18 protein-coding genes and 1 pseudogene are annotated in these 21,629 nt (G+C 63.1%); 5 read left to right on the forward strand and 14 right to left on the reverse strand.

Translation table 11 applies throughout. From position 1 onward, the window contains the following. Nucleotides 1–6: 6 nt before the first annotated feature. From CCR82_RS08815 to CCR82_RS08835, 5 genes are all read right to left on the reverse strand, one after another. Complete coding sequence (locus CCR82_RS08815) at nt 7–2,658, reverse strand: VanZ family protein (RefSeq protein WP_201245163.1); 2,652 nt, start codon at nt 2,656–2,658, stop codon at nt 7–9. A gap of 17 nt (nt 2,659–2,675) precedes the next feature. Next, nucleotides 2,676–3,731 carry a nucleotidyltransferase domain-containing protein gene (locus tag CCR82_RS08820; protein ID WP_201245165.1) on the reverse strand — a complete coding sequence of 352 codons (1,056 nt, stop codon included), beginning with the start codon at nt 3,729–3,731 and terminating at the stop codon, nt 2,676–2,678. Nucleotides 3,732–3,868: 137 nt separating this feature from the next. Continuing rightward, nucleotides 3,869–4,804 (reverse strand): HprK-related kinase A, encoded by a 936-nt coding sequence (locus CCR82_RS08825; RefSeq protein ID WP_201245167.1) that lies wholly within the window; start codon nt 4,802–4,804, stop codon nt 3,869–3,871. Continuing rightward, on the reverse strand, nt 4,801–5,028 hold the full coding sequence (locus CCR82_RS08830; protein ID WP_201245169.1) for an HPr-rel-A system PqqD family peptide chaperone: 228 nt from the start codon (nt 5,026–5,028) through the stop codon (nt 4,801–4,803). The genes CCR82_RS08825 and CCR82_RS08830 overlap by 4 nt, the downstream gene beginning before the upstream one ends. 47 nt (nt 5,029–5,075) lie before the next feature. Next, nucleotides 5,076–5,528, reverse strand: a complete 453-nt coding sequence (locus CCR82_RS08835) for a hypothetical protein (protein WP_201245170.1) — start codon at nt 5,526–5,528, stop codon at nt 5,076–5,078. Nucleotides 5,529–5,813: 285 nt separating this feature from the next. On the opposite strand from CCR82_RS08835, the gene CCR82_RS08840 reads away from it, so the two are divergent. Together CCR82_RS08840 and CCR82_RS08845 are read left to right on the forward strand one after the other, a co-directional pair. After that, a complete protein-coding gene (locus tag CCR82_RS08840) occupies nt 5,814–6,638 on the forward strand; it encodes a S1C family serine protease (protein WP_201245171.1) in 825 nt (274 codons plus the stop codon). Nucleotides 6,639–6,842: 204 nt separating this feature from the next. Continuing rightward, a complete protein-coding gene (locus CCR82_RS08845; RefSeq protein WP_201245172.1) occupies nt 6,843–7,448 on the forward strand; it encodes a PilZ domain-containing protein in 606 nt (201 codons plus the stop codon). Nucleotides 7,449–7,473: 25 nt separating this feature from the next. On the opposite strand, the gene prsR is transcribed toward CCR82_RS08845, so the two are convergent. From prsR to CCR82_RS08860, 3 genes and pseudogenes are all read right to left on the reverse strand, one after another. Continuing rightward, entirely contained in the window at nt 7,474–8,838 is a 1,365-nt protein-coding gene (gene prsR, locus CCR82_RS08850; protein WP_201245173.1) for a PEP-CTERM-box response regulator transcription factor, read from the reverse strand. Between the two features lie 7 nt (nt 8,839–8,845). Then, nucleotides 8,846–10,915 (reverse strand): XrtA/PEP-CTERM system histidine kinase PrsK, encoded by a 2,070-nt coding sequence (prsK, locus tag CCR82_RS08855; protein WP_201245174.1) that lies wholly within the window; start codon nt 10,913–10,915, stop codon nt 8,846–8,848. Nucleotides 10,916–10,930: 15 nt separating this feature from the next. Continuing rightward, nucleotides 10,931–12,329, reverse strand: a pseudogene (locus CCR82_RS08860) (TIGR03013 family XrtA/PEP-CTERM system glycosyltransferase). A gap of 538 nt (nt 12,330–12,867) precedes the next feature. On the opposite strand from CCR82_RS08860, the gene ilvB reads away from it, so the two are divergent. The 3 genes from ilvB to ilvC are packed head-to-tail and all read left to right on the forward strand — an operon-like array spanning nt 12,868 to nt 16,186. Beyond that, a complete protein-coding gene (gene ilvB / locus CCR82_RS08870) occupies nt 12,868–14,613 on the forward strand; it encodes a biosynthetic-type acetolactate synthase large subunit (protein ID WP_201245282.1) in 1,746 nt (581 codons plus the stop codon). Between the two features lie 14 nt (nt 14,614–14,627). Then, nucleotides 14,628–15,119, forward strand: coding sequence for an acetolactate synthase small subunit (gene ilvN, locus CCR82_RS08875; RefSeq protein ID WP_201245183.1), 492 nt, complete (start codon nt 14,628–14,630; stop codon nt 15,117–15,119). Between the two features lie 50 nt (nt 15,120–15,169). Next, a complete protein-coding gene (gene ilvC / locus CCR82_RS08880) occupies nt 15,170–16,186 on the forward strand; it encodes a ketol-acid reductoisomerase (protein ID WP_201245284.1) in 1,017 nt (338 codons plus the stop codon). Between the two features lie 78 nt (nt 16,187–16,264). Here the strand turns inward: ilvC and CCR82_RS08885 are convergent, their stop codons facing one another. The 6 genes from CCR82_RS08885 to CCR82_RS08910 form a co-directional block, all read right to left on the reverse strand. Beyond that, nucleotides 16,265–16,549 carry a type II toxin-antitoxin system YafQ family toxin gene (locus CCR82_RS08885; RefSeq protein WP_201245185.1) on the reverse strand — a complete coding sequence of 95 codons (285 nt, stop codon included), beginning with the start codon at nt 16,547–16,549 and terminating at the stop codon, nt 16,265–16,267. Beyond that, complete coding sequence (locus CCR82_RS08890; RefSeq protein ID WP_201245187.1) at nt 16,536–16,790, reverse strand: type II toxin-antitoxin system RelB/DinJ family antitoxin; 255 nt, start codon at nt 16,788–16,790, stop codon at nt 16,536–16,538. The genes CCR82_RS08885 and CCR82_RS08890 overlap by 14 nt, the downstream gene beginning before the upstream one ends. 96 nt (nt 16,791–16,886) lie before the next feature. Continuing rightward, the gene (locus tag CCR82_RS08895; protein ID WP_201245188.1) at nt 16,887–17,540 is read right to left on the reverse strand and encodes a cytochrome b/b6 domain-containing protein; all 654 of its coding nucleotides are present in this window, start codon (nt 17,538–17,540) and stop codon (nt 16,887–16,889) included. Continuing rightward, complete coding sequence (locus tag CCR82_RS08900; protein WP_201245190.1) at nt 17,540–19,201, reverse strand: tetrathionate reductase family octaheme c-type cytochrome; 1,662 nt, start codon at nt 19,199–19,201, stop codon at nt 17,540–17,542. Before CCR82_RS08900 ends, CCR82_RS08895 begins: the two co-directional genes overlap by 1 nt. 315 nt (nt 19,202–19,516) lie before the next feature. After that, on the reverse strand, nt 19,517–19,930 hold the full coding sequence (locus CCR82_RS08905; RefSeq protein WP_201245192.1) for an SCP2 sterol-binding domain-containing protein: 414 nt from the start codon (nt 19,928–19,930) through the stop codon (nt 19,517–19,519). A gap of 183 nt (nt 19,931–20,113) precedes the next feature. After that, complete coding sequence (locus CCR82_RS08910; protein ID WP_201245194.1) at nt 20,114–21,622, reverse strand: Ppx/GppA phosphatase family protein; 1,509 nt, start codon at nt 21,620–21,622, stop codon at nt 20,114–20,116. Nucleotides 21,623–21,629: the final 7 nt, after the last annotated feature.

The following is a 21,629-nucleotide window of genomic DNA, read 5'->3' on the forward strand; positions in this document are numbered from 1 at the left end:
GTCCGTTCAGGCATTGCCGGTAATATCTTCCATGAACAGGCGCACCGTGCGCCGCATGGTGCGCGATGCGCTGATGCCGGCCTGGGCCGCGAGCGCTCTGATGCGTTGTGCCTGATCCTCGCGGAGATCGATCATTTGTTCAATCAGTCGCTGGCCGGGGTCATCCGTCTGGTAGAGGGTAGGACGGCTCAGACGCTCCACTAGCGTTGCTTCGCTGTACTCATTGAGCGCGACATCGACCACGCGCCGAATCGCGCTCTGGAAATCGAGTTCGAGCTGCTTGGCGACCTGTTCGAGGAAGTCGAGCTGTTGCAGGGTCAATCTGGCTGTGAATGTCGTCTCGGCATGGGCTTGTGACTGAGCACGCACTGGCGACTGAACGTGCGCTGGCGTTGGTTTCTCCGAACTCACCACAGGCCCGAACAGCGGGGTCGCCAATCTCAAACCGAGTGCGAAGACCATGACGGCGGCGGTCTGCACGACGACCCAGCGCGCGAGCAGGGCCTGCTCGCTCAAAAGGTCACTGCGATCCGGCCCGAGCAGGAATTGGATACCGGAGAAGGTCAATCCGTACTTTTGCACCTGATCTGCGAGCGCTTGGTTGAGCAGCCACCAAGCGATCGGCACGACCATGAGGCTCGCGAGCAGGGCGATGAACGCGGTGCGTCGCGAGCGCGCTTGCGCGACCAGGACCGCATTGACAGCAACAACGGCGACCAATGCGTAGAGATAATAGTCGCCGTTGATGCCAAATAGGCCCTGCCGTGCAATGAGTTCGTTCAGGTTATCGGTTGAAGACCAATCGAAGGCGATGGCTTTGCAGAGCAGCAGCCAGGGCAAGGCGTTGAGCGCGAGCCAGGCCACGCGCGCCGCGATCGCACGTCCAGGATCTTGTTGCTCCTGATGTTGCAGCCAAGCCGTTTGCGCAAGGGCGAGCATGATGAACAAGGGGCCGAAGAGCGCCGCAAAGCGCACTGGGCGTTCGACGATGGCGACCAGGTCCGGGCCGAGGGCGAGAAACAGCACTCGGGCCTGCTCGCCCCAGATGTCCCGGTTGGTCACGAACCAGTGCAGGTTATTCGATCCGGCGATATCCAGGATGCTCTCCTGGGTGACGCTGAGACTGAGCAGCAGCAAGCTGACCATGGCGGCGGCGAAGGCGCTGAACGGAATGCGCAGAATCGGCCAGCGCGATTGATTGATCTGGTGCGCCATCCAGGCTGCTCCGGCGCCAATCCAGAGTAACGCGAGGACAAAGACCCAAGCGGCAAGTGGGTGCGAATCGCCGTGCAGCAGCTCGCGCAGGTTGTAGGGAACGCCGGGCAGCCTGACTAGCAACCAGAGTGGAATCGCGCCGAGGGCGGCGGTCACCGCGAATTGGATGAGCACCTGGCGCCAAGGTCTGGCTTTGAGGGGCGTTGATGATGCTGAGGCGTGGGCGTCGATGGGCTGGCTGGCGAAGGCGCGCTGCTCATTGATAGGCCGAGCGGCGGGCCTGTGTTGCCCATCGATAGGCCGCGCTGTGTCGGTCAGGCGTGAGAGCGTGACGGCAACCAGGATGACCCAAATCGGCTCGGTGATCGAGGGTGTCCGGCCGACGAGGAAAACCTGCGCGATCTCGAGCAGCGTCACCCAGAGCGCAAGCATCAGGCTGGCCGCGCGCAGTGAGCCACCGCGTTGCTGGACCAACCAGAGGATCGCGGTATAGAAGAACAGGTTGGTCGCGAGTGCGCGGGAATTGATCAGCATCGATCCTTCGAGCACCTCGGCGAACGGAATCCAGCCCATGGGATTGGTCCCGTGCGTGAGCTGGAAGGGTTCCAGGCTACGGGCGGTCAAGACGAAGACGAGCCCAACGAGCAGGATGAGAGCGCGCGCTCGCCCATCGACGCGCAGCAGCACCGCCCAGGCCAGGCAGCCGAGGCCGAAACCGATGACGGTCGAGAGGTCGAGTTCGACGATGAGGATGAACGGCTTGGCCGCGAGCACCAGCAGGGCGGCCAGCAGCAGCCAGGCGAGGCTCATGCGCTCGCCCAGGATGCGCACCAGCGCCTGGCCGAGCACGCCGATGCCGACGGCTGCCGCCAGGCTGTCGAGGAGCGACCATTGCGGCTCGAGCAGCAGCGGCTTGAGGCTGTCCTTGATCAGTTGCAGGTCGATGCTGGGCACCAGGGGCACGAGTTCGGCGGCGCCCCACAGGGCGGCGACCAGCAGCGTGGCCATCGGCAGGGGCTGATCGGCGATGCGCCCGAGCCAGCGCGTGGTGAAGGCCGCAGAGGCCAGTGCGAGCCCGAGGCCGAGACCGACGGCGTTCCAGACCACATCGATCAGCGCCGCATCGCGCGCGGGGATGTAGATCTGCAGCACCTGCAGCACGAAGGCGAACAGGACGCCCCAGAACAGGATGGCAATGAACTGAGGCGCACGCCGCTCTGGCGCAACGCCGGTGGCGGCGAAAAAGCCGAGCGGGACGAATAAGGCAATGTTGCCAACGAGATCGCCGAGCGAGTCTTGGCCGCCCCATGCCGAGAAGAACCGCGCCCAGGTGTCGGCGTTTCCGGCCTCGAGCGAGATCGCGAGCGGATACAGCGAGCCGTAAGTGACGAGCGCCAGGACGATCGCCACGATGCTGCGGTGCGATGTCTGGCTGGCCTGCATCCTCGGGGGGTCCTCCGTTATTGCCCGTTGCGCGTATTGCTGGACGCAACCGCGACCCAGCTCTTGTGCAGCAGATGCCGGACCAGTAGTGCTGGCGGCATGCGCCGCAGATGGTAGCGGATCAGGCCGGCTTGGGCGGCCAGTCGTTGAGACAGGGTTGGCGGAGTCTCAGGCAGGCGCGGCGGGCTGATGCGCGTGAAGATCCAATCCAGCGCCGCGCGGGCCATGGCCGGTGGCGGCGCAAACGCCAGATCCTCATTGCGGTGCGCCAAATCCTCGGGTATCGGGGTCTTCAGCCAATCGCGGCAGTAGCGCAGCGCATACCAGAGCAGGCGCGAGGCTTGATGCTGATGCGCGCGCGCGATCAGCGCCCGCCAATCGTCGTCGCTGCGCAGGTGCGTGCGCAGCAGGGCGTCGATATCGACCAGGCCGCGTAACTCGCCCTCGAGTTCGGAGTCCTGGAACAGGTGGATCACGGCGTGGATGATCTGATCCGCTGGACCGAGCGCGAAAAAACGCGAGCCGGGGATGGGTCGCAGATCGGCGAAGAGCAGGCCGGCATCGGCGCGGGTGCGGCTGGTGACCGGGGTGATCGTATGATGCAGGTCGACCTCGAGCGGGTGGTTTGGATAACGCAGTGGTGGCAGTTCGTGGCTCCACTCGCGGTAATAGCGCTCGTCGTAGGCGTCTTTGGCTTCGGCTTGCCAGCCGGCGTTCCTCAGCGCGGCCTCGGCGCGATCGAGATCGGCCCGGCGCACCAGCAGATCGACATCGTTGGGCGCGCGACCTCGGGTGAGCGGGAGGTCTTGTAGCAGATAGGCGGCGCCCTTGAGCAGGGTGACGGGAAGCTCGGCCGGTAGCGCGCGTTCCAGATCGCGCAGCTCCATTCGCACCAGCTGCGCGCGGTAGGCGCTGTAATTGATCGCGGCTTGCAGGTGACCACGAACGCGTTCCGGGATCGCGCGCCAGTGTTCTTCGGACCCTTGCTCCGTTCGCAGCCGATGCGCGAGCATGCCGAGCACGCGTGCCTGGCGGGCAAGACGCAGGGTGTCGTCCCAATCGGCGAGCCGCATGCAGTGCGCATGTTCGGGGTCGCTCAGCAGCGGCAATAGGTGTTGGCCCGCCGGTATGGGGAGCCTAGCATGGCGCCTCTTGGGCCTTTTGATCCCATTGGGCGTGATCTGAGCATCAGTCGGCATCGGCGTCAGTGTCAGCTGGCCTCATCGAGCAGTGACTCGATATGGCTGATGGCCGCATCGAGCGCGCTGTAGCGTATCTGATAGGCCGGGCAGGCGACGATGATATCGGCGACGGCCTCGAATCCCGTCGCGCCGAGCAGATGATAGTTGAAGCTGTTGAAGGCGAGGTGGGCGAAGGCGTCCTTACCTGGCAGACGGTGGCTGGCGAGTGTGGCGCCGACCTCGAAGCTGGGGAAGAGCACCAGGGCCGGGCGGGCCGGTTGATGAATCGCATCAGCGCTGGCGTCATTCGCCGCCAGATGGGCGACATCGCCCTTGCGGGTGCCGGTAAAGAGCGGGCCGATCACCGCTTCATCCGAAAAGGCGCGAATGACCTCGACCGATTGGTTCTTGAGCGCGACGGGTTTGAGCATCGCGACGAGATCACCGGTCTCTGGTCGCAGCACACCGAATTCATCGGACAGGAGCCGAAAGCCGCGCAGCATCATCGCGGCGGCGAGGGTGCTTTTGCCGGAGCCGGGCGGGGCGGCCATGATGATCGCGCGTTCACCCTTGGCGAGTACGCCGGCATGCAGCAGGATGTATTGATTGGCGCGCTGGCCGAAGCACCAATTCACGCCCCATTCGAACAGCGGCAACGCATTCGTGAGCGGAAAGGGATCGAACGGCTGAATGCCATCGATGCGAAATTGCGATTGCGGGCGGATGAAGGCGCGCGGGCCGCGCGGCCGGATGACCTCGACATGATAGTCGGCACACTCGGCCTGCGCCGGGTGCGGCAGCCGAAAGGCGCCGTAAGTGCGCTGCAGGGTTCGCGCGAACACATCGAGCGGGCTGCGCACGCGCACGAGGGCGGCGCCATAGTCGAGGTGGAGCTGTCCGGTGCGGCAGCGCTGGCTGATCTCGCCGAGATCACACTCGCGAAGCCGCAGGCTCGGCGCGCTCATCGGCGGATCACGCCGAGCGTTGTGAGCATGGCGAGGAGTTGGGCGATGTCCGGTGTCTCTGGATCGAGGTCGAGCGTATCGCGCACTACCTGCGCGGCCTCGTCCATTGTCACCGCGTTGCCGCCGCCCTGTTCGATCAGGGTTTCGTAGACGAGGGCGGCCGAGGCGGTGAGGATATGGGTCTTCCAGGTGGTTTCATCGAACAGGATACCGCCGTCATCCATTGGACGATAACGCAGAGCTAGGCGCACATTCGTAGCGGGTCTGGTTATTAGATAAATCCGTCAAAGAATTTTGTGGAGCTGAGATTGATCGAATTCCAGCAGGACCCTGCGATAAGGGTTTGGTCCGTTTGATAGTAGATGTAGTCTTTTCCGCTATTATGGAATTCGTCTTTGTTGTCGACTGTGTTGCCGGTAGGCGTGAAAACTCGGTTATCAGGATCTGGAGCTTTTAGGACGGTTTCACAGTTTAGACCATCATCATCACAGTTAACTTCTTCTGTGACGCCTGTAATAATATTTTCGCTATCACCCAGGCAGGTTGTCGAACTCGCCGCAAGCGCCGCGCCACTCGGCAATGTGTAGATAATGGGCGCCACGGTCGCGGCCTTCAGTAACCGCCGGCGGGCTTCTTGATGCCCCTGGCCAGCGTTGCGAGCCTGGGGCATTGGCGTTGCCGCCTGATCTTGTTCAACCGGGGTCGTCTTGTCGTCTCGGTTCATCGAAAAACTCCTGATGGGGGGCTGCCTGCACTGGGCATCGACCGCGAGCGATGCCGAGTACCAAGGACAGGCGTCAATGACTGTTCGCTGCGCTACAGACTACACTATAGACGAGGCAATTTTCGCGCCATTTATCCATTTGATTTCAAAATCAGCGGCCTAGCTTTTCATGGGGCCAGGCTCGGGGGCTTGCTTCGAGGCTGTGTCAAGTTTTCTGACGCCTGGCGGCGGCGATCAGCATGGTAGTGTAGCCAATATCTGGATCTCTTCGAGGGTGTCGACAACATGGGTATCACAGTGTTCCAGACTGGAACAGCACATTGCAAAGGCGGGCTGCTGCTGCCAAGGCTACTCGGGTTGGCGCTGTTGCTAGGCGTGAGCGGGGTCGGGAACGGTTGGGCGAGCGATCTGCCAGCGGCCATCGACCGGGTCAAGCCCTCGGTGGTCGGCATCGGCACCTATCAAGAAACCCGACAACCGCGCATGCAGTTGCGCGGCACCGGCTTCATCGTCGCCGATGGGCGCCATCTGATCACCAACCATCATGTGCTGCCGGATCGCCTGAACGAGGAGCGACGCGAGTTCCTGGCCGCCTTCGTGCCCAAGGGCGGCTCCCAGGCCGAGGCGCGCCCAGCACGCATGGTGGCACAGGACGAGGCGCGCGATCTGGCGCTGCTGCGCATCGAGGGCTCGCCACTGCCGGCGCTGCGGCTGGGCGATTCCAGCGCGGTGCGCGAAGGCCAGGAGATCGCCTTCACCGGCTTCCCGATCGGCGCCGCCCTGGGGCTGTATCCGGCCACCCATCGGGGCTTGATCGCGGCGGTGGCGCCGGTGGTGATGCCGGCGCGCTCCGGGCGTGAGCTGAAACCGGGGCTGATCCGGCGCATGCGCGATCCGTACACCATCTTTCAGCTGGATGGCACGGCCTATCCGGGCAACAGCGGCAGCCCACTGTTCGACCCCGCCAACGGCCGGGTGCTGGGGGTGATCAATATGGTGTTCGTCAAGGAGGGCCGCGAGAGCGCGCTGGAGCGCCCGAGTGGCATCAGCTACGCGATCCCGATCGACTTCGCCCGCGATCTCTTGCGTGAGCAGGATCTGCGGCCTTGAGGGTGACTGTCCGGCCGTCAAATTTTTTTACATCTTTTGTGCAGTGCGGTTAGCACGGGTAGGAGTGTGACGTAAATCCCATCTTAAACAGATGCTTGTTGTTTTTGGCGTATTATTTGCTTCGTCGCTCTATCAGTCACTACTGCGTTTTATAACCGGGCGTCGACGCTCAAGTCCAGAATCCGCATTCTTCAGGAGTCCACCATGTCCCAACACTTACCAAGCTTGGAAAAACTAGAGCCCCTCGTCGAAGAGCTGGCTGAGTTTTGGGTATCCGCGCTTGAGCACGGCAATTGGGAGCGGCGACTTCATGTGCTGAATAAGATTCATGATCAGTTGCGTGCGGATCTGGCTACCAAGGCGGAGTTCGATATGGTCTCACCGCGCTTTGTCGCAGCGATCATCGATCGCTTGGGCGCGCCGCCGGTGGAATCCGAGGCGCAGGCAAAGATCTATGCCTACTCTCTGAACGAGGTCCATCGGGACGCGGCTTCGGCTTGGAGTCTTCGCCATCGTTCCTTGGAAGGGTCGGATCAGTCGGACCGCCGCCGGTTCCCGCGGAAGGTGGTCAACATGCTGAGCGAGATCTGGATTCAGGGCTTCACGGCGCCCTGTCGCCTGATCGATGTCTCCCTCGGTGGCGCGCGGGTGGCGCTACAGCAAGCCGATGCGCCCGAGCCTGGGACCGAGGTGCGGGTGGTGGTGCCTGGCAAAGGCATCTGCGAGGCCATCGTGGTCTTTGTCAACAATAGCCTCGAGGCTGGGTTGCGGTTCTGTCATCAACCCGAGCCGGCGATGATGTCGGCCTGATTGGTTGCGGCTCGGCGAAGCGGCGCTATTCCCGCAGTCCGTATTTATCGAGCAGGTTGTACAGCGTTGGCCGGGTGATGCCGAGTAGATCAGCGGCCTGCGCGATATTGCCATTGCAGCGGCTCATGGCCTTGATCACGGCCTCTTGTTCGGCTGTATCCCGGACCTCGCGTAGGCTGATGCGTTCATCCTGCTCGGTCGGTGCCGGCAGCCCCAGATCGTCCGCTTGGATGTGCGGACCGTCGGCCATGATGACCGCCCGTCGAATCAGATTTTCCATTTCTCGCACATTGCCCGGCCACTGATAGGCTTCAATGGCTCTGAGGGCTTCGCCGGAAAAGCCGAGGCGGCTGGTTTTGCGCTGGTCTTGACGGAAGCGTTCCAGCAGCGCATGGGCGAGCAGGCTGGGGTCGCCTTGGCGTTCGCGCAGGGGCGGGATCTCGATCGAGATCTCGCTGATGCGATAGTAGAGGTCTTCGCGGAAATTCCCGGCTTCGATCAGCTCATGCAGGTGCTGATTGGTTGCTCCCACAACACGGATATCGACCGGGATTTCGGTGCGTCCGCCGAGCCGCTCGACGACGCGTTCCTGCAGAAAGCGCAGCAGCTTGGCCTGCAGGCTCATCGGCAGATCGCCGATCTCATCGAGGAACAGCGTGCCCTTGTCGGCGTGCTCGATCTTGCCGATGCTCTGGCGGGTGGCGCCGGTGAAGGCGCCTTTTTCGTAGCCAAACAGCTCGCTCTCGAGCAGATTCTCGGGGATGGCCGCGCAGTTGAGGGCGACGAAGGGTTCCTTGGCGCGCGGACTGAGCTGGTGCAGGCCGCGAGCGAGGACTTCCTTGCCGGTGCCGCTCTCGCCGAGCAGTAGCACGGTGGCGTCCGAGGGGGCTACGCGCTCGATCATGCGACAGATCTTGAGCATGCTGGGCGCGGCGGTGATGAGCCCTTGCAGCGGGGAGGCGCTCTGGTGCGCGAGCTTACGATTCTCGGCTTCCAGCTCGAACAGTTGGGCGGCGCGATCGGTGATCAGCCGCAGGGCGTCGGCATCCACCGGTTTGATGTAGTAGTCGTAGGCGCCCAGGGCGACGGCCTGCAAGGCGTTGGCGCGGTCATCGTTGCCGGTGACGACGATGATCTTGGTCTCGGGGGCGAAGGCGAGGATCTCTTCGAGCAGCGCGATGCCTTCGGTGGCGTTGGCCGGGTCGGGTGGCAGGCCGAGATCGAGTGTCACCAATTGCGGCCGATGGCGCCGGACCTGGCTCATGGCGCTGGCGCGGTCTTGCGCCTCGAGGATCTCATAGCCGTCAAAGCACCAGCGCAGTTGGCTCTGCAGGCCGCTGTCATCCTCGACGATCAGCAATTTCACTGGCTTTTTTGCGGAAGAGGCCATGGTTGGATCACCTGCTGTGAGAAGGGGCGGGTGGGGTCGTGGCTGGTTGCCGGCGCGGCAGCCAGAGTCTGAAGAGGCTGCCCTTGCCGAGTTCGCTGTCGACCTCGATGCGCCCGCCCATACGGTTGATGCGTTCGCGCGCCTCATACAGGCCGATGCCCATGCCGGCATTGCCCTTGGTGGTCTGGAAGGGCCGGAACAGGCGTCGGCGCATGAAGTCGTCGTCCATCCCCGAGCCGGTATCCCGCACCTGTATCCGCGCCCAGTGCTCATCGGCGTCGAGGGCGAGATGGACCTGGCCGTCGTCCGGGGTGGCCTCTTGGGCGTTGCGGACCAGATGCTGGACGATATTCTTGAGACCTTCGGCATCGGCGTTCAACTCGATCGGCTGGCGGATCTCGAGTTCGGGGGTCGGTTGGGCATCCTGGCTGTCGGCGATCACCTCCGTGAGCAACTTGGCGAGGTCGATTTGCTGTCGCGGTGCCGTCTCCGCGCTGGGCTGCACATTGCGGAGCTGCGCCTGGGTGCGGTCGAGGCGGTCGCGCGCGTGACCCATGGTGCGAAAGGCGTCCGTGATGAACTCCGGGTTGTCGCGGTGGCGTTCGGCATTGGAGCAGATCAGCGAGAGCTGAGCGGAGACATTCTTGAGGTCGTGTACCAGAAACGCGGCCAGGCGGTGGAAAGCCTCGAATTGGCGCGCTTCGAGCAGGGCCTCCTGGGTGCGCACTAGCGCTACATAGACCGCGAGCTGGCGGCCCGCGGTCTTGAGCAGGTCGCGTTCTTCCCAGTCGATGCGGTTCGGCGCGCGCGGTTGCGCGAGGACCACGAAGCCCTCGAGGACCTCGCCCTTGAGCAGGGGCACGACCACCCAGTGGCGCGCATCATCGAGCAGCCAGTCCGGCAGGCGTAAGCCCTTGTAGAAGTCGGGATTGTTGCGGTATTCGTTGAGTTCGATGATCCAATGGGTCCGATTGAGAAAGCTGACCAGCGCAGCCGTTGAGCGTTCGGGTGGATACGTTGGTGTGCCTAGATTGAGCGCGCCCGCGATCTCGTAATCGCCCTCGTCGTTGCGTACCCAAAGGAGTCCACCTGCGCTTTCGACCATGTCGCTGATGGCGCTAATGCAGCGCTCGTGGAAAGGCATCGGCTGATCTTCAGAGGAGAGCATGCCGGTGAAGCGCAGCCATTCTTGGCGATAATCGTATTTGTACTTGAAAAAATGCTTCGACAGGAAGACCCGCAGCCGGGCCCGGACGCTGCCGGAGAACAACACCAGTGCCAGCAGCAAGGCGGCGCCGAAGAGGAAACCCACCTGCAGCAGGGTGCCGAGTTCGCCGCCGAGCTGGCGCAGGAAGTAGGCCGCGCTGCCGATGGCGAGCAGATAGAGCCCCGCGCCCATGAGCGCGGTGGTATGGAACAATACATGCCGGGAGACCTGAGCATCGTTGCGCTCGGGCAGGCGGCGGCTCAGGGCGATGCCGAGCAGGGGCGCGACCATGGCATTGACGATGCCGCGGGCGCGCCAGGTCGTGCTCTCCATGCTCTGAAACAGGACCAGATCGGCATACAGGAACAGGTCGAAGGCGAAGATCCCGCCGAGGCCGAGGCAGAGGAATTTGATCTGCCAGCGGCGCTGAGGTGGGGTATTGCGGTAGACCTGCTCGACCAGGATCAGCCCGACGATGGCCATCAGCAGGATGGCCAGGCTGCGCCAGAGTGGCATGCCGGGGAGGCTGGCTGGCAGCAGAAAGAGCAGCAGCAGGGCCAGCAGAAACCCGATGGTGGCGTTGATCCAGAGGCGCAAGGCACCGGACCCGGCGGAGGCGGCAAGCGTGGCCAGCAGCAGCGCGAACCAGCCGGCGTTGCGGCCGACCTCGAAGAGGCCGCCGGTGATGGCGGCGTTGCTATCGAGCTGCCAGGCGAGCAGGCTCAGGTAGAGCGCCCAGCCCACCGTGAGCAGGCTCGCGGCCAGCATCCAGAGACTGGTGGAGCGATGGCGCCAGAGTGTCGGTGCCAGGGCCGCCAGGACCAGGTAGGCCAGAGCGGCGCTCAGATAGCCGATGGCGGTGACGGGCATGGCGAGCCTGACTCGCTAGCGGGCGCCGCGCCCGAACAGCACCACCTTGACCGTCTCGAGGATGATGAGGATGTCTAGGAACAGGGTGTGGTTCTTGACGTAATAGAGATCGTACTGGAGCTTTTCCTTGGCGTCTTGGACCGAGGCACCATAGGGATAGCGCACCTGCGCCCAGCCACTGATGCCGGGGCGGATGCTGTGTCGGGCCAGGAAATAGGGGATCTGCTTGCTGAGCTGATTGACGAACAGCGGGCGTTCCGGGCGCGGGCCGATAAAGGACATCTCACCCCTAAGAACATTGAGGATCTGCGGTAGCTCGTCGATGCGCAATGTGCGGATCACGCGTCCGACCCGGGTAATGCGATCGTCGTTGCCGGCTGCCCAGCGGGGCTGTCCGTCCTTTTCTGCATCCGGGCGCATGCTCCGGAACTTACAGATCTCGAACGGTTTGTTGCCGAGGCCGACTCGGGTTTGCCAGTACAGGATCGGTCCTGGGCCCTCGAGCTTGATGGCGATGATCGTGAGCAGCATCACGGGCAAGGTCACGAGGAGCAGGACCAAGCTCAGGAGGATGTCGAACACGCGCTTGATGAGATTGCCGAACCAGCTCTGGCGGAAACCGCTGCCGAAGACAAGCCAGCTGCTGTTCATCGAGTCTAGCTGCAGGCGTTGATGCTCGCGCTCGAAGAAGGAGGAGATGTCGGTGACGGTGATGCCATGCAGCTTGCACTCCAGCAGATCCTTGATGGGCAGGCTGTTGCGCCGCTCGCGGATGGCGACGACGATTTCCTCGGCCTTGATGCTGCGGGCGAGATTGAGCAGGGTCTGACCGTTTTCGAGATAGATCGTACGATTCGCGGGGACTTCGCCTGGTTCCGTGGACTCAATAGCGAGGAACGCGAGGATCTTGTACGGATTATGCGCATTGGCATGGGTGCTTGCCGTTTCCAGCGTCATGGCGCGACTGCCCGATCCGAGCACGAGGATGCGGCGCGCAAAGGTGTCGGAGCGGCTGACGCGGCGATAGACCAAGCGCTCGCTGGCGAGCACGATGAAGACCACGCCGATGCTGATGGCGAAGACCTCGGTGCCTGGTAACCTGAGTGGAAGCATGGGACCGATGAGTGCAAGCGCGGCCAGGGTCAGCAGCAGGGCGGCCGCGATGCGCAGTATGTCGTCGAGCCCCTCGGTGCCGACCTGGGCACGGGCTTCGCGATCGTAGAGCCCCATGGTTTCCATGATTAAAGACCATGGCAATCGCGAGTACGAGGTTGATACCGAACTGCGCTCCCTGCTCGTCAGGCACCTGAGCAATATTAATCAGGGCCAATTGCAGGCAGGCAACAATGAGCAGGATCTCAATGCCCGCCAGGATGAGCGTTTGGCGCGAGATGTGATGTCCGAAGAGCCGCAATGTCTTGCCCTCATCCTTATCGATGACTTTAGTGACGTCATGTTGTAAGTCTACGCTGTGAACTCCGTCACAGCCAGAGCTTACGCGCGCTGATAAGGCTTGACATGGCTTCCCGCAGCCGCCTGAGCGCGCCGACATCCTGGTGCTCGAGAGCACCTACGGCGATCGCTGCCACGAAGATTATGGCGGCAGCCGAGCAGTATTTTGGCGTCGACGGTTGTAATGCGCGGGTGGATCGACTCAGCGGGCTCGCCGGCGCGGGTTGACCATGGTCTTGGTTGTTTAGTATTTTTATACGTTTCCCGAGGCCATGCTTTCGGTGCATGGCTCCTTGTCAAGACCCTCTTGGCCCCTCAGGTATCGGCTTTGAGGCCGACCGTCGCCTGTGCGGGTGCTCGGCATGTTTGACATCTCACCGGTTGCTGCCTCGGCGGCTGTGAGCAGCGGATGCTGCCTCGTGGCCTCCGGGTCGATCCGTACGGAGGACGCCTGCGTGCAATCACATTTGGCCGATGGGCCTGACCCTAACGAGACCGCGATGGCGGCTGAGCGACCGCTACTGAGTGGCGCCGAGATCGCTATTCAGGCGCTGATCGACGAGGGTGTCGAATACGTCTTTGGCTACCCTGGCGGGGCCGTATTGCATATCTACGACGCGCTTTTTCAGCGCGGCGATGCGATCAAGCATGTCTTGGTCCGCCATGAGCAGGGGGCGACCCATGCCGCAGACGGTTATGCGCGCGCGACCGGCAAATGCGGCGTCTGCTTGGTGACCTCAGGGCCGGGCGCGACTAATGCGGTCACCGGCATTGCCACCGCGCATCTGGACTCGATCCCGTTGGTGGTGATCACCGGTCAGGTACCGACGCCGGTCATCGGCAGCGATGCCTTCCAGGAGGTCGACACCGTCGGCATCACGCGTCCCTGCGTCAAACACAATTTTCTGGTCAAGCGGCTCGAAGACCTTGCGGAAACCATCCGTAAGGCGTTCTATATCGCGCAGTCCGGGCGTCCCGGACCGGTAGTGGTCGATATCCCGAAGGATGTGACCGATCCGAATGTCAAGATTCCTTACGTTTATCCGCGCGATCTGAACATCCGCTCTTACAACCCGGCCAAGCGCGGCCATCTCGGGCAGATCCGCAAGGCGGTCGAGGCCATGCTCGATGCCAAGCGGCCGATCTTCTACACCGGCGGCGGCGCGGTGCTGGACGATGCCGCCGCGCCACTGACCGAGCTGGTGCGTGCACTCGGCTTCCCGATCACCAGCACCCTGATGGGGCTGGGTGCCTACCCGATGACCGACAAGCAGTTCCTCGGCATGCTCGGGATGCACGGCACCTATGAGGCCAACATGGCCATGCACGAGACCGATTGCCTGATCGCGATCGGCGCGCGCTTCGACGATCGGGTCACCGGCAAGATCGAGCATTTCTGTCCGCATGCCGAGATCATCCATGTCGATGTCGACCCCTCGTCGATCTCGAAGAATGTGAAGGTGCAGGTGCCGATCGTCGGCCCGGTCGGCAGCGTCGTCACCGACATGCTTAGCATCCTGCGCGAGAGCGGCGGGCGCCCGGATCAGACCGCGCTCGCGGCCTGGTGGGAACAGATCGATGCCTGGCGCGGCATCGACTGCATGCGCTACGACCGCTCGAGCCCGATGATCAAGCCGCAGTTCGCGGTCGAGACCCTGTACAAGGTCACCAACGGCGACCTCTACCTGACTTCGGATGTCGGTCAGCATCAGATGTTCGCGGCCCAGTTCTATCCGTTCGACAAGCCGCGCCGTTGGATCAACTCGGGTGGGCTCGGCACCATGGGCTTCGGCCTGCCGGCGGCGATGGGCGTGCAGCTCGGTCATCCGGACGCACAGGTGGCCTGTATCTCGGGCGAGGCGAGCATCCTGATGTGCATCCAGGAGATGGCAACCTGCAAGCAGTACAGTCTGCCGATCAAGGTCGTACTGCTGAACAACGGCTACATGGGCATGGTGCGCCAGTGGCAGGAGTTCTTCTACGAGAGCCGCTACGCCCATTCCTATGTCGACGCCTTGCCAGATTTCGTCGCCCTGGCGCAGAGCTTCGGCCATGTCGGCATGCGCGTCGAGCAGCCGGATCAGCTCGAGTCGGCGATGCGCGAGGCCTTTGCGATGAAGGATCGCTTCGTCTTCCTCGATGTGATCGTCGATCCATCTGAGAATGTCTATCCGATGATTTGCGCGGGTAAGGGCCATCACGAGATGGAACTGCCGCCAACCATGTCTGAGCGGGAGCTGGCCTAGGGCCTGGAAGCAGCATGAGACATATTATTTCGATGCTGGTCGAGAACGAGGCCGGCGCGCTCTCGCGCATCGCCGGCCTGTTTTCGGCCCGCGGCTACAATATCGAATCCCTCACCGTCGCGGCGACCGATGAAGCCTCGCTCTCGCGCATGACGCTGGTCACGAGCGGCAACGATGACATCGTCGAGCAGATCAAGAAGCAGCTGAACAAGCTGATCGACGTGGTCAAGCTCCAAGATCTCGCCGAGGGCGAGCACATCGAACGCGAGATGATGCTGATCAAGGTCAAGGCGGCCGGGCCCGACCGCGAGGAGCTGAAGCGCCTGACCGAGATCTTCCGCGCCAAGATTATCGATGTGACCGACGCGAGCTATATCGTCGAGCTGACCGGCGCCTCGCGCAAGCTTGATGCCTTCATCGGGGCCGTGCCCGAGGGGCTGATCACCGAGGTGGTTCGCTCCGGGCCGACCGGTATCTTGCGCGGCGCTAAGGGTTTGACGCTCTGATCAACACGCACAACAAACAGCCAACACCACGAACAGGACCTGTCATGGCCATCAACGTTTACTACGACAAAGACGCTGACCTCTCACTCATTCAGGGCAAGAAGGTCGCGATCATCGGTTATGGCTCGCAAGGCCATGCGCATGCCAATAACCTCAAAGAGTCCGGTGTCGATGTCGTCGTCGGCCTCCGTGCGGGCTCCAGTTCAGCCGCCAAGGCCGCTGATGCCGGGCTCGCGGTCAAGGAGATCCCGGAAGCAGTCAGCGGCGCCGATGTGGTGATGATCCTGGCGCCCGATGAGCATCAGGCCGCGCTCTATCGCGATCAGGTCGCGCCGAACATCAAGCAGGGCGCGGCGCTCGCGTTCGCGCACGGCTTCAACATCCACTTCGGCCAGATCGAGCCGCGCGCGGATCTGGACGTGATCATGATCGCGCCCAAGGGGCCGGGGCATCTGGTGCGCTCGACCTACACCCAGGGCGGCGGCGTGCCGAGCCTGATCGCGGTGCATCAGGACGCGAGCGGCAAGGCGCGGGATATCGCCATGGCCTATGCCTCGGCCAATGGTGGCGGGCGCGCCGGCATCATCGAGACCAGCTTCCGCCAGGAGTGCGAGACCGATCTGTTCGGCGAGCAGGTGGTGCTCTGCGGTGGCCTGACCGCGCTGATCCAGATGGGCTTCGAGACCCTGGTCGAGGCCGGCTATGAGCCCGAGATGGCCTATTTCGAGTGCCTGCACGAGGTCAAGCTGATCGTCGACCTGATCTATGAGGGCGGCATCGCCAACATGCGTTACTCGATCAGCAACACCGCCGAGTATGGCGACCTCACGCGCGGCCCGCGCATCATCACCGAGGAGACCCGCGAGGAGATGCGCCAAATCCTGCGCGAGATCCAGACCGGCCAGTTCGCCAAGGAGTTCACCCTCGAGAATCAGGCCGGGGCGCCGTCGATGAAGGCCATGCGCCGTCTCTCGCAAGAGCATCAGATCGAGCAGGTCGGCAGCCGCCTGCGCGAGATGATGCCCTGGATTCGCGAGAAGCAGCTGGTCGATAAGTCACGGAACTGACCAGCCGCCGCGCTGAGCGCAAGTCACGCAAAAAGGCCCCGAATCGGGGCCTTTTTGCTGTCTGGAAGCGCTCTGCTACTAGCCTATGCCCAACTCGGCATGGGAGCCCAGTCGTACGAGTTGCAGTGTCTCTGCGTCAGGTTTGCGATAAATCAAAATCAGGTCGGGTTTGATGTGGCAGTCGCGGTGGTCTTTCCAGTCCCCGGTGAGGGCATGGTCGCGATACTGCTCAGGGAGATGGAGATCCCGGGCGAGGATCTCGATGATCTTCGTAAAGTCGCCTTGCAGGGATTGTCGGTGCCTGCCTTTCGCTTCGCGCTTGAGATCGCGTTTGAAGCTTGAGGTTTGTTTAATCTTCCGCATCCAGAACGGCTTGCAGCTGATCCAGCGTCACCGTCTCTGTCTCTCCTTGGCGCGCCGCTCGCATCGCAGCGATGGTTTCTTCGTTGGGCACCAGCGGCTCAAACGGCAAGGCGTGCTCTCTGGCAATCCGAGTCATCATGATGCGGAAGGCATCGGAAACGGTCAGCCCCATGGCCGCGAGCACAGCGGTTGCCTCGTTTTTAACCTCCTCGCTAATGCGCGCCCGCACGACGGTATTCATGGCCTAAGCCTCTGGTAAGGATCACTTGGGCCACATTGTAGCCCAAGTTGGGGCCGCGTAACCAATGCCGAGCCTCAGAATCCGTTGGACCTAGAGCTAACGGATCTGAGAAGGCTCATCCGTGCGCAGATAGGCCTCTTCTTCCGGCGTCAGGTCCACCTCGTCGAAGCCGGTGATCATTGGCATCACATGCTCGCGGAAGGAATGACCGGTGGTGAGCAGGTAGACATGGATGAGCACGAAGGCGAGGATCGCGAAGGCGGCGGCGGTATGCACCAGCGCGATGTTCTCGAGCCAGACCGGGGCATTCGGCAGATTGCGCCAAGCGTAGTAGGACAGATAGGTCAGGCCGCTGACCCAGATCGCGGGGAAGAGCACGATCTTGAGCACCAGATAGGCCAGGGCCTGCAGCGGGTTGTGCTTGCGCCAGTAGGCCTTGCGGTAGGGATGGCGCTCGCCCTTGAAGATGCCGTAGACGTAGAAGCGCAGCACACTCCAGAGGCCGCTGCCGGTCGGGATGAAGTGCCGCCAGGCCCCCGTGGTGAAGAGCCAGAAGACGCTGAAGGCCCACAGCAGCAACAAGGCGAAGGCGGCCAGGGTGTGCAGGGTCACCGCGTCCTCGAAGCTGAGCAGACCATGGAAGCCGTGCAGCCCGAAGCCGCTGATCAGCAGCAGCATGATCAGCGCCATCTGGCACCAGTGCCAGAAGCGCTCGAAGATGCTGAAGATCTTGACGTGATGTAGGGCCATCAGTGTTGGTCTCCTTTCGGCGAGAAGAAGCGGATGCCGCCGTGGATGAGGATGCCACCGAAGATTCCAAAAACCAGGAAGGTGCCGAGGATATCAATCCAGCGGTTGCGGTCACGGCCGGGCAGATAGACACCCTTGACCTCGGCGAGACGGCTGTCTTTCGGGGTGTGACAGTCGCCGCAGGCGAGGGCCTGCTCCTTAGGCGCCACCATGTGGGTGATCGGCCACCAGGAGAGGGTCTCGATGAAGCCGTATTCGCCCGAGTAGTCGAGGCCGAAGTCGGCCATGCCCTTCTCGATCGCGGCACCCATGTCGTAGTTGCCCCAGTAGGCGGCCTCGTCCTCGCCCCAAAGGTGGGTGTAGACCAGGGTGCCATTGCCCTTGTCGTAGGGCTGCCAGGTATGCATGCGCTTGAACGGCCAAATCCGTGAGCGCTCATCCTCGCGCGAGCCGGTGAAGCCGTTGATCTCGATCGACTCGGCGTTGGGGTCGAACCGGGTGTCGATGGTGGTGTAGCGCATCTGGCCATCGAACCAGTCGTACTCGGGGACGACGTTCTCGTCGTAGGTGAAATTGCCCTTGATCGACTTATAGGTGTAGCGGTGGTCGCCGTTACCCTGGATGTAGCCTTCCTCATGGTAGCCCTCGCCGTTGCGGGTCTTGCCGGCGGTGCGCCAATCCCAGTCGACCACGGTGGCCACCCCGCCGCGCGCGAACTCGGGGATGTGGCAGGTCTGGCAGGCGATGCTCTGCACATGGTCGTTGAGCTTGAAGGCGGCGATGGAGTCGACCGGGTGCGGCGCCAGTCCGTGGCAGGATTCGCAGGTAGCGACATCGCTGCGCTGGCCGGGGAGTCCGGTGCCCTCGGTGTCCTTGGAGACGACGTTGTAGCGGCTGCCGGCCCAGACGTGCTGGTTGGTCACATGGCAGGCGCTGCAGGCGAAGTTGAGCCCATCGACGCCCATGTGCACGTCGAGGCTGCGGGGTGGTTTGATCAGCGCGGTCGAAAGATCGCCGTGCTTGACGTTATCGCCACCGCCACCGTTGAAGTGACAGGTGCCGCAGTTGGCGCGCTCGGGCAGGTCGACGCTTTGCGCGGCGGCGACCAGATCGATCGGCGGCTTGCCCTCGAGCATCACCGAGCAGGCCGCATGGCCCTCGCTGTTTGGGGTCTTGTAGTAGGTGCCGGTGGTTTCGTGACAGACCAGGCAGTCGATCTTGGTCTCGTCGGTGAAATCGAAAGTTTCGTCCTTCCAGCCATAGCCGGCGTGGCACTGGGCGCACATGCCCTCGTTGCCACGCGAGTTGGTGCAGAAGTTATTGATCAGGTAGCGCTTGCCAAGCTGCTGGCCGGTGTTCGGGTCTGTGTACGACCAAGTCCAATGGATGTTGCGCATGAAGTGCTCACCGGTCTCGGTATGGCAGCCGAGACAGGCCTGGGTCACCTCGGAGCCGTTGGCGAACGGCCCCTTGAGTGCCTCGAACTTGGTGTGATCGGCGGTGCCACCGCGCAGCGGCCCGGAGATCTGCGGCCCTGAGGTCTCGGAGGCGGGTGGCGTTGGCCAACCGCTGGGCTCGGCGCTGATGAGTTGGCCGAAGAGGCTCAAGCTAACGGCAAGCACGCCGGCGGTGAAGGATCGGCCGAGGGGGTTGGGCCGCATGGATCGTTTTTCGACTGGTCGTCGCGGGATCGAGGGGGTGCGGAAGCCAGGGAGACCGCGCATGGATTGCCTCCAGTCAGTAATCGGTGCGAACTCTAGAGGCGCAATCGCCATGAGTCTGACCGGTAAGACTGCGCCGAGCGCGGCGATGCGTCGCTGATATGGCGCAAATTCTCGGGCTTGAGGACTTGCCTGGCTGCGCTAGATCAATTCGTCGAGTGGCGAATCAAAAAACCCGCCTTGCGGCGGGTTCGAGCGTGGCTCGCGCGTGCGGCGCAGGGACGGCGCAGGGACGGCGCACGCGACCGCCGAGGATCAACTGAGTTCGTCGGCGCCGATCTGCTGCATCAGGTTGAAGCTCTTGACGAAGGGCCCCGCCATGCGCGGATCCTTGATCATGGCCGAGTAATCGCCGGTCTTGAACTTGAGCTTACCGGTGGCGTAAGCGGTGCCCATGCCGACCATGCCGATGCCTTTCTCGACCCACTTCAACCAATCCTTCATGTCGGCGCGCATGTCCCAGTCGGGTTGCTCGTCGGACCAGTCGCCGGCGCGCACACAGACGCCGTTCTCGACCACGAAGACGCCGCGCGGATCGGACTCATCCTTGAAGCCACAGGTGATGATGGAGTTGAAACCGATCTCAGCGAGCTTGCCGCTGACCTCGGGATCGTTGTTCCAGGCATCCTTGAGTTGGTTCATCCATTCGGCGGAAAAGAGTTTGGCCATGGGTAATGGTCCTCCGTTATGGGTATTGGGATCGGCTTCTGGATGGATGGTGGTGCGTGCTTGCGGCGAGGTTCGGCTCGACGCCCATCACGCGCGCGCAAACCTCGCACGCCGTTATTCTAACAGCAAGCCAGCTCGGACAGGGTTGCCGAACCGCGTCCGTGGCAGCCGACAGCGAGCGCTTCAGCCGAGCTCGAGGCTGATACCGGCGGCGGCCAGTCGCTCCGCCTCTGTCTCGAATTCCAGCCGCGTCAGCGGATGGTCATCGAGCCAACCTGCCGGGAAGCGCAGTTGCAGCGTCTCGCCCTCGGCGCTGATCTGGGGATTGGGCTCGGCGCTGGCGGAGCGGCCGCGATGCATGAGCACCGCCAGTCGCAGCAGCAGCGCGAGCCGGCGCCCGCACAGGCGCGCCGGGCGCGGCAGCGCCGTGAAGACGTCGACGGGAAACTTGCGCCGGTGCCCCAGCACCAGCGCCGCGAGCGCATCTTGCTCCTGGCGCGTGAAGCCGGAGAGATCGGCGTGGCGCAGCAGATAGGCGCCGTGTTTCTGGTACTGACTGTGCGAGACGGCAAGCCCGATCTCATGCAGATCCGCCGCCCAGCCGAGCATCTTCGGGTAATTATCGTGATGCAACGCCCAGGTGTCGCGCAGTTGCTCGTAGAGATCCAGCGCGGTGGCGCGCACGCGGCTGGCATGCTCGCGGTCGATATCGAAGCGCCGACAGAGAGTGGCCACCGTGCGCTCGCGCACGTCTTCGTGATGCACGCGTCCGACCATCTCGTAGATCAGGCCCTCGCGCAAGGCCTCGTCCGAGGCCCGCATCTGTTGGATCTCTAGGGCTTGGAAGACCGCTCGCAGCACGGCGACGCCACCGGCAAAGACCGGTCGACGCTCCTCGCTGAGGCCTTTGAACGCGAGTGCCGAGAGCTTGCCGCAATCGATCATTGCCGCGCGCAATTGGGCGAGCCCATCGGCGGTGATGCCATCGTCGCTCCAGCCCTCGGCGGCGATGACCGCGGCGATGGCCTTGATGGTGCCGGAACTGCCGCTCGCCGTGCTCCAGCCGGACTGGCGGAACAGCTCGCGCACCGGGCGGATCTCGAGCGCGCAGGCCAGCTCGGCCTTGTCCATCGCCTTAGCGGTGATCTTCTCACCCGGCAGATAGCGCCGCGAGATGCTGACGCAGCCCATGTGCAGGCTCTCGCGCAGCGTGGCCTTGAACCCCTGACCGACGATCAGCTCGGTGCTGCCGCCGCCGATATCGACTACCAAGCGCTTCTCGTCACCGATGGCGAGCCCGTGGGCGACGCCGAGATAGACCAGGCGGGCCTCCTCGCGTCCGGCGATGACCTCGATCGGATGGCCGAGCCTCTGCTCCGCCTGCTCCAGGAAACCGGTCTCCGGGCGGAGCTGCCGCAGGGTATTGGTGCCGACCGCGCGTACATTGGTCGCCTCGACACCACGCAGGCGCTGGCCGATGCGCTCGAGGCAGGCCAGAGCACGCTCGCTGACCTCGGGTAGCAGGTCTTTATCCTCGGTGAGGCCCTCGCCGAGGCGTACCATCTCTTTGTAGCGATCGATGGTCTGGAGACTACCGCCATCGATACGGGCGACCAGCAGATGGAACGAGTTCGAGCCCAGGTCCACCGCCGCGAAGCTGTCCGGCGGGGCGGGTTGAAAGGGATCGGCCATACAATTC

It is taken from the genome of Halochromatium salexigens (assembly GCF_016653295.1).
Classification (GTDB): domain Bacteria; phylum Pseudomonadota; class Gammaproteobacteria; order Chromatiales; family Chromatiaceae; genus Lamprobacter; species Lamprobacter salexigens.

What these genes read in the sequence shown, in the direction of transcription:
- CCR82_RS08815 (WP_201245163.1), bottom strand. Translation starts at nt 2,658, where the DNA reads ATGCAGGCCAGCCAGACATCGCACCGCAGCATCGTGGCGATCGTCCTG.
- CCR82_RS08820 (WP_201245165.1), bottom strand. Translation starts at nt 3,731, where the DNA reads ATGCGGCTCGCCGATTGGGACGACACCCTGCGTCTTGCCCGCCAGGCA.
- CCR82_RS08825 (WP_201245167.1), bottom strand. Translation starts at nt 4,804, where the DNA reads ATGAGCGCGCCGAGCCTGCGGCTTCGCGAGTGTGATCTCGGCGAGATC.
- CCR82_RS08830 (WP_201245169.1), bottom strand. Translation starts at nt 5,028, where the DNA reads ATGGATGACGGCGGTATCCTGTTCGATGAAACCACCTGGAAGACCCAT.
- CCR82_RS08835 (WP_201245170.1), bottom strand. Translation starts at nt 5,528, where the DNA reads ATGAACCGAGACGACAAGACGACCCCGGTTGAACAAGATCAGGCGGCA.
- CCR82_RS08840 (WP_201245171.1), top strand. Translation starts at nt 5,814, where the DNA reads ATGGGTATCACAGTGTTCCAGACTGGAACAGCACATTGCAAAGGCGGG.
- CCR82_RS08845 (WP_201245172.1), top strand. Translation starts at nt 6,843, where the DNA reads ATGTCCCAACACTTACCAAGCTTGGAAAAACTAGAGCCCCTCGTCGAA.
- prsR (WP_201245173.1), bottom strand. Translation starts at nt 8,838, where the DNA reads ATGGCCTCTTCCGCAAAAAAGCCAGTGAAATTGCTGATCGTCGAGGAT.
- prsK (WP_201245174.1), bottom strand. Translation starts at nt 10,915, where the DNA reads ATGCCCGTCACCGCCATCGGCTATCTGAGCGCCGCTCTGGCCTACCTG.
- ilvB (WP_201245282.1), top strand. Translation starts at nt 12,868, where the DNA reads ATGGCGGCTGAGCGACCGCTACTGAGTGGCGCCGAGATCGCTATTCAG.
- ilvN (WP_201245183.1), top strand. Translation starts at nt 14,628, where the DNA reads ATGAGACATATTATTTCGATGCTGGTCGAGAACGAGGCCGGCGCGCTC.
- CCR82_RS08885 (WP_201245185.1), bottom strand. Translation starts at nt 16,549, where the DNA reads ATGCGGAAGATTAAACAAACCTCAAGCTTCAAACGCGATCTCAAGCGC.
- CCR82_RS08890 (WP_201245187.1), bottom strand. Translation starts at nt 16,790, where the DNA reads ATGAATACCGTCGTGCGGGCGCGCATTAGCGAGGAGGTTAAAAACGAG.
- CCR82_RS08895 (WP_201245188.1), bottom strand. Translation starts at nt 17,540, where the DNA reads ATGGCCCTACATCACGTCAAGATCTTCAGCATCTTCGAGCGCTTCTGG.
- CCR82_RS08900 (WP_201245190.1), bottom strand. Translation starts at nt 19,201, where the DNA reads ATGCGGCCCAACCCCCTCGGCCGATCCTTCACCGCCGGCGTGCTTGCC.
- CCR82_RS08905 (WP_201245192.1), bottom strand. Translation starts at nt 19,930, where the DNA reads ATGGCCAAACTCTTTTCCGCCGAATGGATGAACCAACTCAAGGATGCC.
- CCR82_RS08910 (WP_201245194.1), bottom strand. Translation starts at nt 21,622, where the DNA reads ATGGCCGATCCCTTTCAACCCGCCCCGCCGGACAGCTTCGCGGCGGTG.